Genomic DNA, 16,320 nt, shown 5'->3' with positions numbered 1-16,320 from the left:
CACGACGCCGTTCGACGTCGGCACGAGGTCGTCCCAGCTCACCTTCGGCGGCGACATCGTCGTCAAGTTCTGAGCGCGCCGGACAGGACCGGGCCTACCGCCCGCAGAACCAAAAGGGGGCGCCGCTTCGTAATCGAGGCGGCGCCTTTTCCATTCGATCCAGCGCCAGCTACGACACCACCGGCGCGAGCGGAGGCGCTTCATGCCTGACTTAAGCCGGCTGGCGGCGCCGATTCTGGGCCTTGCGGCTTTTCTCGTTGCGGAATGTTCAGCAGACGCGGCCGACGCTCCGGCCGGAACGTCCGCGCCAGATAAAAGCGGCTATACCCTGTTCAACCCCACGCCGGATGCGCTCATGCGCGCGTTCGAGCCGGAGCGGCCTGCGAAGGCCTCAAATCCGTTCACGGTGGACGCGGGTCATTTCCAAATCGAAACGGATCTCTTCAACTATACGCACACCAACTCTCTCGACGCCGGCAATCAGTTCTACGAGACCGCGGATCCGACGTTGAAACTGGGCGTCACCAACTGGATGGACGTCGAGGTCAATTTCAACGCCTACCAGAATTCTCTCACGCATAGCAACCTGACCGGAGCGCTGCTCGCCAACGGCCATGGATTTGGCGACACGATCTTCAAGGTCAAGGTCAACGCTTTCGGCAACGACGGCGGCGCCGTCGCCCTTGGTTTCATTCCCTACATCAAAGTTCCCTCGGCGGCGCCGGGCCTTGGCAACGGAGTGGTCGAGGGGGGGCTGATCGCGCCGCTGCAGATCAATCTGCCTCAGGATTTCAGCCTCGTCCTTCAGACCGAATTCGACGCGTTGAAGGACGCCAACGACAGCCGACGTCACGCCAATTTCGTCAATCTCGCGAGCCTCACCCATCCGCTTTCCTTCATAAGCAAGGATCTGTCTGTGACCGTCGAATTTTACTCGGCGGTCGGGACGGATTCGGCGACACCGGCGGTCTATACTTTTGACGCCGGCTTGGCCTATCTGATCACGCCCAATCTCCAACTTGACGTCGGCGCCAATTTCGGCCTGACCAAAGCCTCGCCAGACGTCAACGTCTACACGGGCGTCTCGGCGCGTTTCTAGAGCGATTTCTGATTCGCATGAAGTCATGCGATCGATCAGAAATCGCTCCAGAGTCAAAAGCTTGAGCATATTCTTCTCGATGGGATGGATTCAATCCAATCGGAATATGCTCAAGCGGAAGCCGCGGCTTTGAAAGCATGAGCGCGACGACGGCGCCGATCAACGCCGCGACAGGCGAAGCGCTCAACAAGACATGAAATACTGAATTAACTTCAACAAAGCTATGAGTTACAAACATGTTCCGGCGGCCGAAGCCGCCGCATTTAAGTCGCCTGCAGTTCTGAACAGCTGACGCATTTCGTCAGACGCAATTTGCGCCCGGGTGAATGGCTTTTACGCGCTCCGCGCATCGGAAAACGCACTCATGGATCTTGTCGGCCACCTCGAACCATCCCAGATCATCGCCGCCTCGCAGGCGACCAACAAAGACCAATTGCTTCGCGATCTTGCCGCGCGCGCCGCGGCGACGCTGAAACTCGACGCCCGCGACATCTACCTGGCGATAAAGGCTCGTGAAGCGCTTGGCTCCACAGGTCTTGGAGGCGGCTTCGCCCTTCCTCACGCGCGAATCGAGGGGCTCCAACACATGTTCGGCCTTTTCGCACGGATCGCCCGGCCCGTACCCTATGACGCAATTGACGACGTTCCGGTGGATCTCGTTTTTCTGTTGCTCATTCCAGCCGAGGCCGGCGGAGAACATCTCGCGGCGTTGGCCGCGATTTCACGGCAGTTACGCGAGCGCGGCTGCGCCGGACGGCTTCGCGAAGCGGCGAACGCCGACGAACTCTGCGGAATTCTTCGCGGCCTCCAGCATTCCTGACGGCTCGCGCGTTTCCCTCATCCCGCCATCGCGTCGGCGGCGCCGGGCTGCGCTTCGATAATCTCGCGATCGACATAAGGCTCGAACTTGACGAAGTTTTCGCGGAACATCCCGACAAGCTTCGATGCGGTCGCGGCGAATTCGTCCCGCGCGGCCCAAGTCTCGACCGGGTCGAGCAGGCCGGGATCGACGCCTTCGACGAAGCAGGGCGTCGACAGACCAAACCATGGATCCCGGCGAAAGCTCCCCTTCGCGAGCGATCCGCTCAAGGCGGCGGCGAGCAGGCTCCGCGTCACATGGATCGGCATCCGTGAGCCGGTTCCATATTTGCCGCCGGTCCATCCGGTATTCACGAGCCAGCAATTGACGTCATGGGTCGCGATGAGGTCGCGCAGCAGACGGCCGTATTCCGAAGGATGGCGAGGCATGAAGGGCGCGCCGAAACAGGTCGAGAATGTCGCTTGCGGCTCGCTCACGCCCTTTTCCGTTCCCGCGACCTTCGCCGTGTAGCCGGAAAGAAAGTGATACATGGCCTGCGCCGCGTTGAGCCTCGAGATCGGCGGCAGAACTCCAAACGCGTCGCAGGTGAGCATGACGATGTTGACCGGATGCCCTGCCCTGCCTGTCGCGGACGCGTTGGCGATGAAGTCGAGCGGATAAGCGATCCGCGTGTTCTCGGTCTTCGATCGGTCGCAATAGTCTGGCTCGCGCGTGAGCGGATCGAGCACGACATTTTCCATGATCGCGCCGAACCGCTGCGCGGCCGCAAAAATTTCGGGTTCCGCCTCGCGCGACAGATTGATCGCCTTGGCGTAGCAGCCGCCCTCGAAATTGAAGATTCCGCCCGGACTCCAGCCGTGTTCGTCGTCGCCGATCAGCGTGCGCGACGCATCCGCCGACAAAGTCGTCTTGCCGGTGCCGGAAAGACCAAAGAACAGCGCCGAATTTCCGTCAGGTCCCACATTGGCCGAACAATGCATCGGCATGACGCCTTTGCCCGGCAGGACAAAATTCAGGTAGCTGAAGACGGCTTTCTTGATTTCCCCGGCGTAACTCGTGCCGCCGATCAGAACGATCTTGCGGCTGAAATCGATCGCGATCACGGTTTCCGACCGGCATCCGTGACGCGCGGGATCCGCCTTGAACGACGGCAGATCGAGAATTGTGATGTCGGAGGAGAAACCGGCGAGATCCGCCTGGGGCGGCCGGATCAGCAGGTGGCGAATGAACAGCGAGTGCCACGCATATTCGGTATAGACGCGCACCTTCAGCCGATGGTCCGGCTCGGCGCCGGCGTAAAGATCCTGGGAAAACAAGTTCACGCCATGAGCGTGGGCGAGCATGTCCTGATGCAGGAGGTCAAAATGCCCGGGAGTCATGGCGTTGCTGTTCTCCCACCAGATCGAATTTTCGGTGAGGCCGTCGCGAACGATGTATTTATCCTTGGGCGAGCGTCCGGTGTGGACGCCTGTCTCGGCCGCGATCGCGCCTCCCCTGGCGATCTTCACTTCGCCGCGTTGAATGGCTTCCTCATAGAGCCGCGGCGCCTCGCGGTTGCAGGCGACGCCGCGCGCGTTCTCGAGGCCGAAACTTGCGCCTTTCGACGCCGGATCTGAAGCAGCGGATTTAAACATCATAGTCTCCAAATGCCGCAAACGCGCCTGAACCTTGAGAGTTCAGTTTCGGATTGCATAAATTGATTGCATAAAAGACGGGAATGTTTCCCTTTCGCGTCGCCCAGCGTCGTCGAATGGGGCCGCTTTACTGAAATCGTGAAATATTTACTGAAATCGTGAAGTCTTTACTGAAATCGCGAAGTCTTCCTTGAACGAATTTTCTCAGACGAATTTTTCAAAAATGATTGAAGTCGCGAATCACAGATTTTTCGCGCGCGCGTTCTCTCCAAGCTTGATCAAGGCCGAACGGAGAGTCTTCAGAGTGTCCACCGACTCGGGAAACCGGATTCGCGCCGTCTGATCGCCCAGCGCGAGATCAAGCCCTTCCGGATCGAGGCCGGTCGCCGTCCAGGGGCCGTCCGCCTTCCCTGCATAGACTCTGGCGTAAAGCGCCAGTGCATCCCGGTGATCGGCGTTCATATGGGCAAGGGCCTGTTCCTCGCCCGCGACGACCTCGCCCGCTTCATCGAGCGGGGTCAGCAGCGCCGCGCCCTTGTAATTTCCGGCGCGGCCAAATCCCCCGTTCAGATGCGCGGTCTCGAAACTAACAAGCCAAAAGGAAAAATCGGTGAAATCGGCGTAAAGCGCGGATTTCGGATGCTTCGCGAGGAACCGCGACCTCAGCGCCGACCACATGGCCGAGTCATTGGCGCGCTCGGCCGTTCCAACGAGCGTCAAACGGGGGTGAGACAGCGGATCGCCTTCGCCGCTGGAGGCCAAAAGGAGCGAAAGCCGCGGATCGGCCTCAAGATGCCGCGTGTGCGCCGACAGCCTCGACATGAGCAGAACCGGGCGCCCGTCGGGCATCGTCGCGACATTGACCAGACTGACGAACGGCTTGCCGTCAGGCGCAGAAAGGGTCGCGAGCGCGCCGCTGCGGATTGTCCGGAGAAGCTGTTTGGCTTCGGCCAGACCGTCATAGGGCGAGTCGTGAGCGGGCGGGAATTGGGGAGACGTATCGGTCATCGGAAAGACTTCGCTCTTGGAACGAGAAAATCATTGCTCTTGAAACGAGAAATCCATTCGTCAAGATAGAAACTTCGCGCTCAAAAACTTGCTCGAAACCAGCCTGACCTTAACGCGTCGGAAAGGCGGTCGAGCCGTCACACCGACTGCAACAGACCCCATGACCGGGCGATATGGAAGGTTGAGGATATGCCCGCGTCCTGAGCAAAGGGATTCCTTTTTTGATGACCCCCGTTCAACTTTGCGTTGACGGGAACTCCATGCGCCATGCCGTCGATCTCATAATGCTCGACGACCGCGAGGCCCGACGCATTCAGCCAGGAGAGCCGGATCTGACCGTCCACCTCCTCCTGCGTCACATCCGCCTCATCGACCTGATGGAGGTCGATCCATTGGCGGACCATGGCCGAACTGTTGGCTGGAGCGACGACGTCGTCGCGGCTGCCATGCCAGATTGAAATCCTGGGCCAGGTTTTCTGGTCTGGAGAAACCCGCCGGATTAAATTGCCCCATTCCTTCCCCGAACGCACCGGCGCAAAAGCCATCGCCAAAAAGGCGTCGAACGTCCCAAGCGCCGCGCGATAAGGCAGGCCCGCGATGATCGCGCCGCCTGAAAACAAGCCCGGACAAGCTGCCAGCAGCGCACACGCCATGGCGCCGCCCGCCGACAGGCCCGTCACGAAGATCCGGCTCTGATCTATCCCGTAGCGGGAGACCATGTTCGCGATCATCGCGCAGATCGAGGCGACTTCTCCGCCGTCCGGGCCGATGTCCTGCTCTACGAACCAGTTGAAACAATTGTGCGAATTGTTTTCGCCCTTCTGCTCGGGAAACAGCACCGCGAACCCGTTTTGATCGGCGAACTCGGACCAGCCGGTGGTCTTGTCAAAGTCTTGCGCCGTCTGCTGTCCGCCGTGCAGCGCGACAACCAGCGCCGGAGAGGCGGCAAGCCGAGCGGGAACGAACTCTAGCATCCCCAAATTTCCGGGGTTGGGGCTGAATTCCGAGATTTTAAGCATGTCTTCGACCGGTCCGGATCCGTTCTGACTGGTCTGGCGACCATCGGACTCTCACCGCCCGGAACGGGGATGACCCGGGCGTCCTCCGCGGTTGTATTCTGATTTTTCGAATTTCGATATGCTCTTAAGCGCTTTCCCACCGGAGGACACATTCGGTCGATGAGAAATCGGTCCAGTTTCAAAAGCTTGAGCATTTTCTGTTTCACAACTCTCTAAAACGCGAGAAATTGTTTCAGAAAGACAAGCGCAACCATCGCCAATGTTACGCCGACAAATATGCCGCCGATGTTTTTTGCGTGATTCGTGATCGGCAATAGATTTACAAGATAGACTATGGGAATAATGGCAACGAGAATAACGAGCACTTCGAACATCTTGAACATCCACTATTCCTTTTCGCAAATTGGACGATAGCTACGCCTACCCGATGTTGCGGATGACACGTCTCACCTGCCTTCGCGTCGACGAAGGCAGGCTCCAAATCGGCGCCGGCTCTTTGGCAGTCTTTGCATTGGCTCTCAGAAGCCTTTGGCTTTGGCTTGCCCTTCGGATCAGCCCCAAAAATAATAGCGGATCGCCAAGTAGAGCATTCCTCCTGGAAGAACGAAGCGCGTTGCAAGCAAAATTTGCCAACACGCCCGGGCGACGGGGTCGTTGAATCTGTCCTCGGACGAAGAAGGTTTGATCTGTTTGGAAACTGGCTCTGTAGGTTGCATCGATTCACCTTTGTTGATTGAGTTTACTTGACTCGAAAAATACCAACGCCTCGAATAACGAAGTATTCGAAGATTAGAGCGGCAATGGCGCTGGGGATTTCTCTACGCTTTTGCACGGCCTGATTGACCGATAGCCCCGCGCGGACGGCGCGTGACTCATCAAGCAGACTCTAAAGAGCTCAAGCGCCAACGGCGTATGGCCGAAGCCGAGAACCCCTATTGCGCGAAAAGTATTCCGATATTTTGAGGCATGTAACGGACTCCCTGCTCACTTTTACGTCGTCGCAGGAGTCATCAGCCGAGTCGGCGGTTATAGGGGGCACCCCATCCCCTAGACGCCAGGCGAACCGCCTCGCATCTTTATCCATCAAGAGTTTAGATGAGGCGGCGCGGCCGAGTCAAGCCCCGTCCAGGCAGTTGAAACGCTGACGTTTCGAATTCTTGAACAGAGCGCTGGAGCCGGCAAGAGAGATCTCGCCAACGAATGGGCCGTTGCGACCTTCCTTAGTCGCTACGGGGGGCGAAGTTGATGATATTCGCAAAACTTTGGAGGAAAAGGGCCCGGCGGCGTCATTCCGACGCGCCGGAACCCCAAGGTTCAACTCCCGGTCGATTTTCCCATCCATGCCCTGCGCAACCGCATCAGTGCGCTCGAGGGCTAAGGACGCTAAAAGGCCTCACGCCCTACGGGTTCACCTGCAAACGATGGACTTTGGAGCCGGATCGATTCACCATCGACCCAATCCAATCCAAATCCATCAAATGCCGGGACTGAACATCTAGACCGCGGCGACTTTCAGCGCGGTCGCGATTTCCGCAAGCGTCGCTTTTTCAGCATCGCTGACCTTGACGCCGCCAAAGCCGAGAAACCCGCCTTCGGCGCCTGCCTCGGCGACCTTCTGGGCGATGTGATAAAGCCAGGATTTGAAGGAACCCGCCTCCTGCGGCGCTTTCGCCTCGAGGATCGCGGCGACGTCGGCAAGGGTGGCGATGGCCTTCTGCTTGATCTCGACCGGGCTTTTTCCGCTCAATTCCGCCTTCAGCGCATCCTTGGCCGCTGTCCGTCCTTCCGAGGTCTCGATATCTGCGACGAGAGCCTTGACCAGAGCGCCGGCGGCCGGATCGTCCTTGGCGTCGAGAAGCGCGCGGCCGCTCGCCATGGCTTCCTGCATCATTCCCCAAAGCCCGCTCGGGTCGGCGAGACTCACCGCCATCCCGGCAAGCATGGGGCTGCTCAAAATCAAATGCCACTCACCCGCCGAGAAATCCGATTTGGCAGCCATGTTCATCTCCCTTGTAAAATCAGTGTTATCGCGGCTTTATCGAGCGCCGCGTGACAATTTCCTTAACCGACTCGCCTTCCTTGACGGACTCGCCGCGCCTTACAAACCCGCGTGGAAGTCCGAGCGCGTCCGCCCGGCCTGCAAAGCGTAATTCTCGAATTGCAAAGGAACGATCATCCGCAACCGAAAGCCTTCCGGATCATAGGCGGCGTTCACGTCCGCCTTGATCTGCTGGGCCAGAACGCGTTCGAGCAGCATCGTCCCGAATCCTTCCCGGGCCGGCGGGGTCACGGTCGGCCCGTCGAACTCCCTCCACTCGCACAGCAATCCAGGCCCGGACTCGAGCTCGATCATGCTCCACTCGATCTCGATCCGGCCTTCCTCGACCGCAAGCGCGCCATATTTCGCAGCGTTCGTGGTCAGTTCGTGGATCGCCATGCTGATCGGAACCGCAATTTGCGACGGAAGATCCACCGCCGGGCCAGACAGGCGGATACGGCGTCCTTCGCCATCACAGTGCGAACAAAGCTCCTGGTTCAGCAATTGAAGAAACGAGACGGATTGTTTCATTTCCTCGGTCATGACCGAATGAGTCTTGGCGAGAGACGCGATCCGACCTGTGAAAGCCTCCTGGAACTCCTCGATCGTCGCTGAGCTTTTCGCGGTCGTGTTCATGACCCCTTGAACCGTCGCGAGCGTATTGCGGACGCGATGGTGAAGCTCGCGAATGAGAAGCGACTGCCGCTGTTCGGAGCGCGCCTGGCCGGTCACGTCGCAGCCTTCGATGAAAACGCTGGCGACCGCGCCCTTCTCGTCAAGAACGGGCTGATAGACGAGATCAAGAAAAAACTCCTCGATTTCACCGTCCTTCCCGTTTTTTAAGAACACCCGCATCTTGGGGGCGCTGAAAGCTTCGCCGGTCCGGAACACCTGATCGAGAATGGCGAAGCATTCCTGCCCGACGATTTCCGGCATCGCCTCGCGGATCGGCTTGCTCCTGAGGTCACGGTCGCCCGCAAGAGTGCAGAAATGCAAATTCGCCAGTTCGAAAACATGATCTGGCCCCTGCAGCACGCACATGAAATTAGGCGCCTCCATGAAGAGGCGGTGCAGGTATCTCGAGGTCATCAGAAGCGTCTGATTGAGAACCTGAACCATCTCAAACCGCTCGAACAGGTTGCCTGGCTGGGGATCGAGCGACGCTTCCATCAGATTCGGCGCAACCTCCGGTTTCCTCAGCTGCGAAATATCCTGCGTTTGCTTCAGAACGAATGCGACGCGTCCTTCCCGATCGCGGATCGGAACATTCGTGCAGCTCCAGGATCGTTCCTCGGCGCCGTCTATTCCAGCGACCCCGTAATGGACGACCGGAAGCACATCGACGAGGCCGTATTCCCTGACCCGCTGAAATGATTCCATCAGGATACGCCGACTTTCGTCCGACGCCGGGAAGGCGCTGAAAACATTCTGACCCAGCAGGCTTTCGCGCGACCGCCTGGTCATGTCGAGATAAGCTTGGTTGATGGCGACAATGTCCAGATTCGTGTCCAGCACCATGTAGGGTGACGGAAGACTTTCAAAGAGCGCTTCGAAGTCGAAGTCGGTTGCGACAATATCTAAGCTCACCCGGAAACTCCCGGCAGCCAGGATATTGGCCGCGACAAAAAACACATACTATCAAACGTCCTCTCAGCGGCAGCCCATAGGCGTCTGCTCCGATCCCGCCGGGCCACAGGCATAGCTCAAACGGACATGGGTTCCCTCGTCCGCATCAGGAAACGTCAACCTTGCGTTATTGGTTGCATCCATCTGGCTAAAATGCTCAATTCCCGTTCCAAGAGGTCTAAAGTCTGCCGGAGGGCCGCCCCTGTTTGAGGGAGGAGCGTCATGCTTGTCCGGGCGAAAGCCCAATTTACGCGAACCCCGGCCAAGATACTCGAAGCCCGGACAGACCTGCCAAATTATTCTAGATCATCCAAATGACCTTAGACCAGCCAGGACGGCTGGCCAGATCAGCTCCCCAGATCAGCTCCAAAGCCAAACTCGCCAAACCCATGAGCCTGCTTCACCGTCCTGTTCAAGCAGGAGACCATATTTTCCTGGTCGACGGGTCGTCGTTCGTGTTTCGCGCCTATTTTCAATCCATCCGCCAGGACGCGAAATATAATTACCGCTCCGACCGCCTGCCCACCGGCGCCGTCAGGCTGTTCTGCACGAAATTGTTTCAATTCGTGCGCGACGGCGCGGCCGGGATCAAGCCGACCCATCTCGCCATCATTTTCGACAAATCCGAACATTCGTTCCGCAAGGAACTCTACCCTCCCTACAAAGCCAATCGCTCGGAGCCGCCCGAGGATCTCATCCCGCAATTCCCGCTCATGCGGGCGGCCGTCCGCGCCTTCGGGCTCCTCCCCGTCGAGCAGGACCGCTTCGAGGCGGACGATCTGATCGCGACCTACGCCCGGCAGGCCCGCGAACGGGGCGCGGACGTCCTCATCATTTCCGCCGACAAGGATCTGATGCAGCTGATCAGCCCGGGCGTCGCCATGTACGATCCCGCGTCGGGCGAGGCCGGCGCCAAGGGCGCGCGCGAGGAGCGGCGCATCGGCCCCGAGGAGGTCTTCGCCTATTTCGGCGTCGCGCCCGAGAAAGTCGTCGATGTTCAGGCGCTGGCCGGGGATTCCACCGACAATGTGCCCGGCGCCCGCGGAATAGGCGTCAAGACGGCGGCCCAGTTGATCTCCGAATACGGCGACCTCGACACGTTGCTGGCCCGCGCCGGCGAGATCAAACAGCCCAAACGCCGCGAGACGCTGACCGACCCGGACAATGTTGCACTCATCAAGGTCTCGAAGCAGCTTGTCTCGCTCGTCCGCGACGTCCCGCTCGCGACGCCGATCGACGATCTCGGACTGCATCAGCCGGATGGCAAGACGCTGGTGTCGTTCTTCAAGGCGCTGGAGTTCACGACCATCACCAAACGCGCGGCGGAGGCCTATGGGATCGACGCCGCCCTGATCGACCCCGACCCCGCCTTCGCCGGACCTGCGGGCTGGCGCGGCCGCAATGGCGAGGAGATCGACCCGCAGCCCTCCGCCGCCGCGAACGCTTCTCCCGAAGCGAGTCCCGCAGGTCCGCGAAAAAACGCCCGCTACGGCGAGGCGGCCGCGCCAGGCGTCATCGCGACGGGCTCGGGGGAACTCGCCGCCGCCCGCGCTCGGCAAGCGCGCGAACTCCCTTTCGACGTCAAATCCTATGAGACAATCGCCAGTCCCGAGCGGCTGCAAGTCTGGATCGACGCCGCCGTTGAGGCCGGCGCCGTCGCGATCGATACGGAAACCTCGTCGCTCGACCCGATGACCGCGGAACTCATCGGCGTTTCGCTTTGCGCCGCGTCTGGCAGCGCCGGCTACATCCCTCTGCGCCATCGCGCCGAAGGCGGAGCGGATCTTTTTGGCGGCGGCGATCTCCTGCCCGGCCAATTGTCGGAGGATGAGGTCCTCGCGCGGCTGAAACCCCTTCTCGAAGACGCAAGCGTCCTCAAGATCGCGCAGAACATGAAGTTCGACTGGCTGATGTTCCGCCAGCGCGGGATCGAGGTGCGGCCGGTCGAGGACACAATGCTGCTCTCCTATGTTCTCGACGCGGGCCGCACCGACCACGGCATGAACGTGCTCAGCGAAAAGCATCTTGGCCACAAGCCCATCCAGTTCGGCGAAGTCGCCGGGTCTGGGCGCACCTTCATCGGCTTCGCCCGCGTCGCCATGGACCGCGCCACCGAATATTCGGCCGAGGATTCCGACGTGACGCTGCGGCTCTGGCGGGTGCTGAAGCCCCGCCTGCCGGCCGAGCGCATGACGCATGTTTATGAGACTCTCGAACGCCCGATGATCGAGGTCCTCGCCCGCATGGAGCGGCGCGGAATAACAATCGACCGCACGATTCTCTCCCGCCTGTCGGGCGAATTCGCGCAGGACATGGCGCGGCTCGAGACGGAAATTTTCGGGCTGGCGGGCGAGAGCTTCAACCTCGGCTCGCCCAAACAGCTTGGCGACATTCTCTTCGGCAAGATGGGCCTCCCGGGCGCCAGGAAGACCGCGACCGGCGCCTGGTCCACGGCGGCGGGCGTGCTCGACGAACTCGCCGAACAGGGCAACACATTCGCCGCGCGCATTCTCGACTGGCGGCAATTGTCGAAGCTGAAATCCACCTACACCGACGCCCTGCCCGGTTTCGTCAATCCCTCCACAGGGCGCGTGCACACCTCCTACGCGTTGGCCGCAACGACAACCGGTCGGCTGTCGTCGTCCGAGCCCAATTTGCAGAATATTCCGGTACGCAACGAGGCGGGCCGCAAGATCCGCAAGGCGTTTATCGCGAGCCCGGGGCGCAAGCTCATCTCGGCGGATTATTCGCAGATCGAGCTGCGATTGCTGGCGCATATCGCCGACATCCCGCAGCTCAAGGACGCCTTCGCCAAGGGCCACGACATTCACGCCATGACCGCCTCGGAAATGTTCGGCGTTCCGGTCGAGGGCATGCCCGCCGAGGTGCGGCGTAGAGCCAAGGCGATCAATTTCGGCATCGTCTACGGCATTTCGGCGTTTGGTCTGGCGAACCAGCTCGGCATTCCGCGCGAGGAGGCGGGCGCCTACATCAAGCGCTATTTCGAGCGCTTCCCCGGCATTCGCGCCTACATCGACGCCACCAAGATCTTTGCGCGCGAGAACGGCTATGTGACCACGATCTTCGGGCGCAAATGCCACTATCCGCGCATCACCGCCTCAAACCCATCCGAGCGCGCCTTCAATGAACGCGCGGCGGTCAACGCGCCGATTCAAGGGTCGGCCGCCGACATCATAAGACGGGCGATGGTCCGCATGGACGCCGCGCTGGAGCGCGAAAAACTCTCCGCGCAAATGCTGTTGCAGGTCCACGACGAACTGGTGTTCGAGGCGCCCGATTCAGAAGTCGAGGCGACGATCGAAGTGGTGCGAAGGGTGATGGTGGATGCGCCGCATCCGGCGGCGCAACTGTCGGTCCCGTTGCAGGTGGATGCGAAGGCCGCGCAGAACTGGGACGAGGCGCATTGAGCACGCAGAATATTGACGTGCTGGGTTGGGCATTCGATAGCCAGGATATGTAATTATATAGACAGTTTTACCTCGCGGACAAAAGCCGCGCCTCGCCATCGGCGGCCTGTATCAATTGAACGGCAGCGCGGTCGAAACTCGTAAACACCGTTCCGCCGAGGCGCCTTCCTTCGAAGGCGATGATTCCATCGGCGAAATCGCCTCCGGCGTCCAATAATGCGAGGCCAGCTTCGACGGCCGGTCTGTCGGTCTTGACGGTCGCGCTGTCGATCAACTTCCGGATCGCGTCGGCGATCGAGGCGGATGGCAATTTGTATCCTCGCGCCAGAACCCAGACAAACTCGCAGAGTACAGGCAGGGTCACTGCAACTACCTCCGCGCTGCGCAAGGCGGCCGCGGCCACTTTCGCCTGGCTCCTGTCGTCAGCGACGGCCGCGCGCACAAGGACGTTGGTGTCCGCTGTAATTCTCAACGGCGGCCGGCCCAACCATCCGCCACGATCTGTTTCATTTCTTCGATCGAAAGGGAAGGTTTTCGAGGCCGTTCAAGGCAGCCGATGAACGTCTCGATCGAGGACGAAGAATTCGCGGCCCGCACCTCCACTCGGCCCGAAGGCAACAAATCGACGGCGATCTTTTGCCCGGGACCAATTCCGAGATGATCGAGAAGATCCTTGCGGAGGGTGACCTGTCCCTTGGCGGTGACCTTGAGCGTGCGCGTCATACGGACCTCACGATTGAAACGGCAAGTTCAGACGTAAGGCAAAAACGCCTTACGTTCAAGCGGCGGCGCCTCGGACGCCGTTGAGCAAACCGATCGCTCAGCCTCGTCCGATTATTGATGCTCCCGAGGGACGGGTCGGAACAAAGACGAGCCGGGAACAAAACCGTCGGCTTGGCGTTCGGGCGTATCATTTGCTCTTGGACGCCGCCGCCATGCCCGATAAATCCTCCCCCGTTTCCCGCACCTTCAGCGCCGCCGCCAATCTCGTCTCGAAAGCCATGGGGAAACCGGCCGCCTTTGTCGCCGCCGCGCTTGTCGTCGTCGTCTGGGCGGCGTTCGGCCCCGTCTTCCATTATTCGGACACGTGGCAGCTCGTCATCAACACCGGCACCACCATTGTCACGTTTCTGATGGTGTTCCTCATCCAGAACTCGCAGAATCGGGACAACGCCGCGATCCAGGTCAAGCTCGACGAACTCATCCGCGCCAGCGCCGCCAAGAATGTGTTCATGGGCATCGAACAGTTGACCGATGACCAGATCGCCCGCATGCGCGACATCTGCGAGATGAAAGCGCACGCTCAGCAAGCAGTCAATAAAGCCGGCGAGAAGGCGAAAGAAGCCGCGGATCAGGTCGGGTAGAGTCGCCTCAAGCCTTCATCTCACATTGTGGTCCCCGCGCCGCAGACAAACCGTCGAGGACGAGTCGATCGTTTTCAGAGCGGATAAAAAGCCTCGCCCTTCGCCGCCATCGCCGCGAATTTTTCGCTCGGCGCGTAGATCGCGCCAAGATCCGCCCATTTCGCGGCGCGCGCGACGCAATGGGCCGGCCCGAGGTGATCAGCGTATTTCAGCGCGCCGCCGAGGTAGCGCGGCATGCCGAGACCGAGGATGAGGCACATGTCCGCCTCGCCCGGCGAGTTGACGACGCCCTCCTCGACGCAGCGCGCGACCTCGAAGATCAGCGGCAGCATCATCCGTTCGACGATCTCGGCTTCGCTCGCTTCCCTGGCGCCCCCTGTCGCCGCCGCCGCGAGGAGTCGATCCGTCTCGGGATCGACGGCTTTGCGCGGCCGGCCCTTGGCGTCGGGCGCGTAGGCGTAAAACCCGTGGCCGTTCTTCTGGCCAAGCCGCTTCTCGCGCAGCAGGATGTCGATCGCATCCGGCGAGGGCGCCTGCATCCGGTCCGGAAATCCCGCGCAGATGATCTCGATCAGATGGTGCGAGATGTCCATGCCGATGACGTCGATGAGATAGGCCGGTCCCATCGGCCAGCCGAAGCGCTCCATCGCCCTGTCGATCGCGGTGTAATGAACGCCGTCCTGCACGAGCCGAAGGAATGCGAGGAAATAGGGCGCGAGGGTGCGGTTGACGACGAAGCCGGGGCAATCGCCCATCACGACCGGAATCTTGCCCATGGCGAGGGCGTAGCCGACGGTCGCGGCGATTGCCGCGTCGGAGGTTTTCGGGCCGCGGATGACCTCGACCAGCGGCATTCGGGGAACCGGATTGAAAAAATGCATGCCGAGGAAATTTTCCGGACGAGCGAGGCCTTCGGTCAGATCGGCGATCCGGATCGAGGACGTATTCGACGTCAGGATGGCATGATCGCCGATCGCCCGTTCGAGTTCGCCAAGGACGGCATGCTTGACCTTGATGTTTTCGACCACAGCCTCGATGACGATATCCACTCCTTCAAAGCCCGCGTAGGTCAGGCCCGGAGAGATCGCGGCGGCGATGGCGTCGGCTTTGTCCTGTTTCAGCTTTCCGGTCTCGACCTGACGCGCGAGGAGCTTTTGCGCCTCGCCCATGCCGAGATCGAGCGCCGCCTGGGCGATATCCTTCATGATGATGGGCGTTCCGCGCGCGGCGCTCTGATAGGCGATGCCGCCGCCCATGACGCCGGCTCCGACGACCGCCGCCTTGCGGATCGGCGCCGCCGTCTTGGCGTAGGTTCTGGCGATCTTCCTCAGCGCCTGTTCGTTGATGAAGATCGCGACGAGGGAGTCCGCCGCCTGGGTCTTCGCGGCCCTGGCGAAGGCCTTGGCCTCGAGCGCGAGGGCCTCGTCGCGGGGCAGACTGGCGGAGGCCTCAAGCTGCCCGACCGCGATCTGCGCCGCAGGGAGGTGTGGTAGCGCTTTCGCCGCGGCGGCTTTGGCCGGGGCGAGCAACGTCTCGATTTCGCCCGCCGTCGCCTCGATCCCCTTATTGAGATCGGCGCGGCGGCGGCGCCAGTCCGCGCGGCCGTCGATCGCCTCCTGCAGCTCCGCGAGGGCGCTGGCCCGCAGCGCGTCGGGCGGCGCGACCTTGTCGATCGCTCCAGCCGCCAGCGCCGCGCCGGGAGTCTGCGGAGCGCCGGAGACAATCCAGTCGGCGCTCGCCGCAAGGCCGATGAGGCGAGGCAGGCGCACGGTGCCGCCATAGCCCGGGAACAGCCCAAGATTGACCTCGGGAAAGCCGATCGACGCGGTGGCGGACATCACCCGGTAATCAGCAGCGAGAGCAAGTTCGAGGCCGCCGCCGAGGGCGTGTCCGTTGATGGCGGCGACGGTCGGCACCGGCAGATCGTTGAGGGCGGTGATGATCCGGCTGTTCTGCGCGACGAAATCCTCGACCTCCTGTTCCGATTTGGCGAAGACGCGCCTGAACTCGAAAATATCCGCGCCCACGACGAACGCTTCCTTGCCGCTGGTGACAAGAACCCCGGTGATCGCGGGGGTTTCCGCGATCGCCTGAAGCGCGCGGCGGAGTTCGCCGAAGGTCAGATTGTCGAGCTTGTTGACCGTCTCGTTGGACCGCTCGAGGCGCAGTTCAACGACCCCGTCGTGCAGCGCTTCGACTTTTATCGTCTGACCATCAAAAAGCATGTTGCGTCCTGCGATGTGAGAATGAAGCTTGCGCCCTTGCGGCCCTCAGAGCGGCTTTG

The 16,320-nt window shown here is 60.9% G+C and carries 14 protein-coding genes, 1 pseudogene and 1 riboswitch; of the genes and pseudogenes, 5 read left to right on the top strand and 10 right to left on the bottom strand.

From position 1 onward, the window contains the following. A partial coding sequence (locus tag BM177_RS20340) for a hypothetical protein (RefSeq protein WP_210185886.1) occupies window positions 1-204 on the bottom strand: 204 nt, incomplete at its 3' end. Between BM177_RS20340 and BM177_RS05745 the strand changes: the two genes are divergently transcribed. Together BM177_RS05745 and BM177_RS05740 are read left to right on the top strand one after the other, a co-directional pair. Then, complete coding sequence (locus BM177_RS05745; RefSeq protein WP_091679539.1) at window positions 203-1,099, top strand: transporter; 897 nt, start codon at window positions 203-205, stop codon at window positions 1,097-1,099. The two genes, BM177_RS20340 and BM177_RS05745, sit on opposite strands and share 2 nt — an antisense overlap. Before the next feature lie 364 nt (window positions 1,100-1,463). Continuing rightward, window positions 1,464-1,919: a PTS sugar transporter subunit IIA gene (locus tag BM177_RS05740; RefSeq protein WP_091679680.1), complete on the top strand. Its 456-nt coding sequence runs from the start codon at window positions 1,464-1,466 to the stop codon at window positions 1,917-1,919. A 17-nt stretch (window positions 1,920-1,936) separates the two neighbouring features. On the opposite strand, the gene BM177_RS05735 is transcribed toward BM177_RS05740, so the two are convergent. From BM177_RS05735 to BM177_RS19950, 4 genes are all read right to left on the bottom strand, one after another. After that, window positions 1,937-3,553, bottom strand: a complete 1,617-nt coding sequence (locus BM177_RS05735) for a phosphoenolpyruvate carboxykinase (protein WP_091679676.1) — start codon at window positions 3,551-3,553, stop codon at window positions 1,937-1,939. A 240-nt stretch (window positions 3,554-3,793) separates the two neighbouring features. Beyond that, entirely contained in the window at window positions 3,794-4,561 is a 768-nt protein-coding gene (locus BM177_RS05730) for a HugZ family pyridoxamine 5'-phosphate oxidase (protein WP_091679536.1), read from the bottom strand. Between the two features lie 137 nt (window positions 4,562-4,698). Continuing rightward, complete coding sequence (locus BM177_RS05725; RefSeq protein WP_091679532.1) at window positions 4,699-5,580, bottom strand: extracellular catalytic domain type 1 short-chain-length polyhydroxyalkanoate depolymerase; 882 nt, start codon at window positions 5,578-5,580, stop codon at window positions 4,699-4,701. Between the two features lie 212 nt (window positions 5,581-5,792). Next, window positions 5,793-5,963, bottom strand: coding sequence for a hypothetical protein (locus BM177_RS19950; protein ID WP_175492510.1), 171 nt, complete (start codon window positions 5,961-5,963; stop codon window positions 5,793-5,795). A gap of 611 nt (window positions 5,964-6,574) precedes the next feature. After that, window positions 6,575-6,637: riboswitch (Fluoride riboswitch) on the bottom strand. 311 nt (window positions 6,638-6,948) lie between these two features. On the opposite strand from BM177_RS19950, the pseudogene BM177_RS19440 reads away from it, so the two are divergent. Further along, window positions 6,949-7,079: pseudogene (locus BM177_RS19440) on the top strand (IS481 family transposase); the annotation flags it as partial. Here the strand turns inward: BM177_RS19440 and BM177_RS05720 are convergent. Together BM177_RS05720 and BM177_RS05715 are read right to left on the bottom strand one after the other, a co-directional pair. Then, a complete protein-coding gene (locus BM177_RS05720; protein ID WP_091679673.1) occupies window positions 7,076-7,579 on the bottom strand; it encodes a hypothetical protein in 504 nt (167 codons plus the stop codon). The pseudogene BM177_RS19440 and the gene BM177_RS05720 overlap by 4 nt on opposite strands. 99 nt (window positions 7,580-7,678) lie before the next feature. Further along, on the bottom strand, window positions 7,679-9,205 hold the full coding sequence (locus BM177_RS05715; protein WP_244532137.1) for a sensor histidine kinase: 1,527 nt from the start codon (window positions 9,203-9,205) through the stop codon (window positions 7,679-7,681). A 428-nt stretch (window positions 9,206-9,633) separates the two neighbouring features. Between BM177_RS05715 and polA the strand changes: the two genes are divergently transcribed. Further along, complete coding sequence (polA, locus tag BM177_RS05710) at window positions 9,634-12,672, top strand: DNA polymerase I (protein WP_091679528.1); 3,039 nt, start codon at window positions 9,634-9,636, stop codon at window positions 12,670-12,672. Window positions 12,673-12,739: 67 nt separating this feature from the next. On the opposite strand, the gene BM177_RS05705 is transcribed toward polA, so the two are convergent. Both BM177_RS05705 and BM177_RS05700 read right to left on the bottom strand, forming a co-directional pair. Beyond that, on the bottom strand, window positions 12,740-13,144 hold the full coding sequence (locus BM177_RS05705) for a type II toxin-antitoxin system VapC family toxin (RefSeq protein WP_091679667.1): 405 nt from the start codon (window positions 13,142-13,144) through the stop codon (window positions 12,740-12,742). After that, window positions 13,141-13,395, bottom strand: a complete 255-nt coding sequence (locus BM177_RS05700; protein ID WP_091679524.1) for an AbrB/MazE/SpoVT family DNA-binding domain-containing protein — start codon at window positions 13,393-13,395, stop codon at window positions 13,141-13,143. The genes BM177_RS05705 and BM177_RS05700 overlap by 4 nt, the downstream gene beginning before the upstream one ends. Before the next feature lie 212 nt (window positions 13,396-13,607). Here BM177_RS05700 and BM177_RS05695 point away from each other — a divergent pair, with 212 nt between their 5' ends. Then, window positions 13,608-14,036: a low affinity iron permease family protein gene (locus tag BM177_RS05695; RefSeq protein ID WP_091679664.1), complete on the top strand. Its 429-nt coding sequence runs from the start codon at window positions 13,608-13,610 to the stop codon at window positions 14,034-14,036. Window positions 14,037-14,110: 74 nt separating this feature from the next. On the opposite strand, the gene fadB is transcribed toward BM177_RS05695, so the two are convergent. Continuing rightward, window positions 14,111-16,261 carry a fatty acid oxidation complex subunit alpha FadB gene (gene fadB / locus BM177_RS05690; RefSeq protein WP_091679520.1) on the bottom strand — a complete coding sequence of 717 codons (2,151 nt, stop codon included), beginning with the start codon at window positions 16,259-16,261 and terminating at the stop codon, window positions 14,111-14,113. Between the last annotated feature and the right edge of the window lie 59 nt (window positions 16,262-16,320).

The organism is Methylocapsa palsarum (assembly GCF_900114285.1).
Classification (GTDB): Bacteria; Pseudomonadota; Alphaproteobacteria; order Rhizobiales; family Beijerinckiaceae; genus Methylocapsa; species Methylocapsa palsarum.
This window is presented reverse-complemented; position numbering and strand designations above follow the sequence as displayed.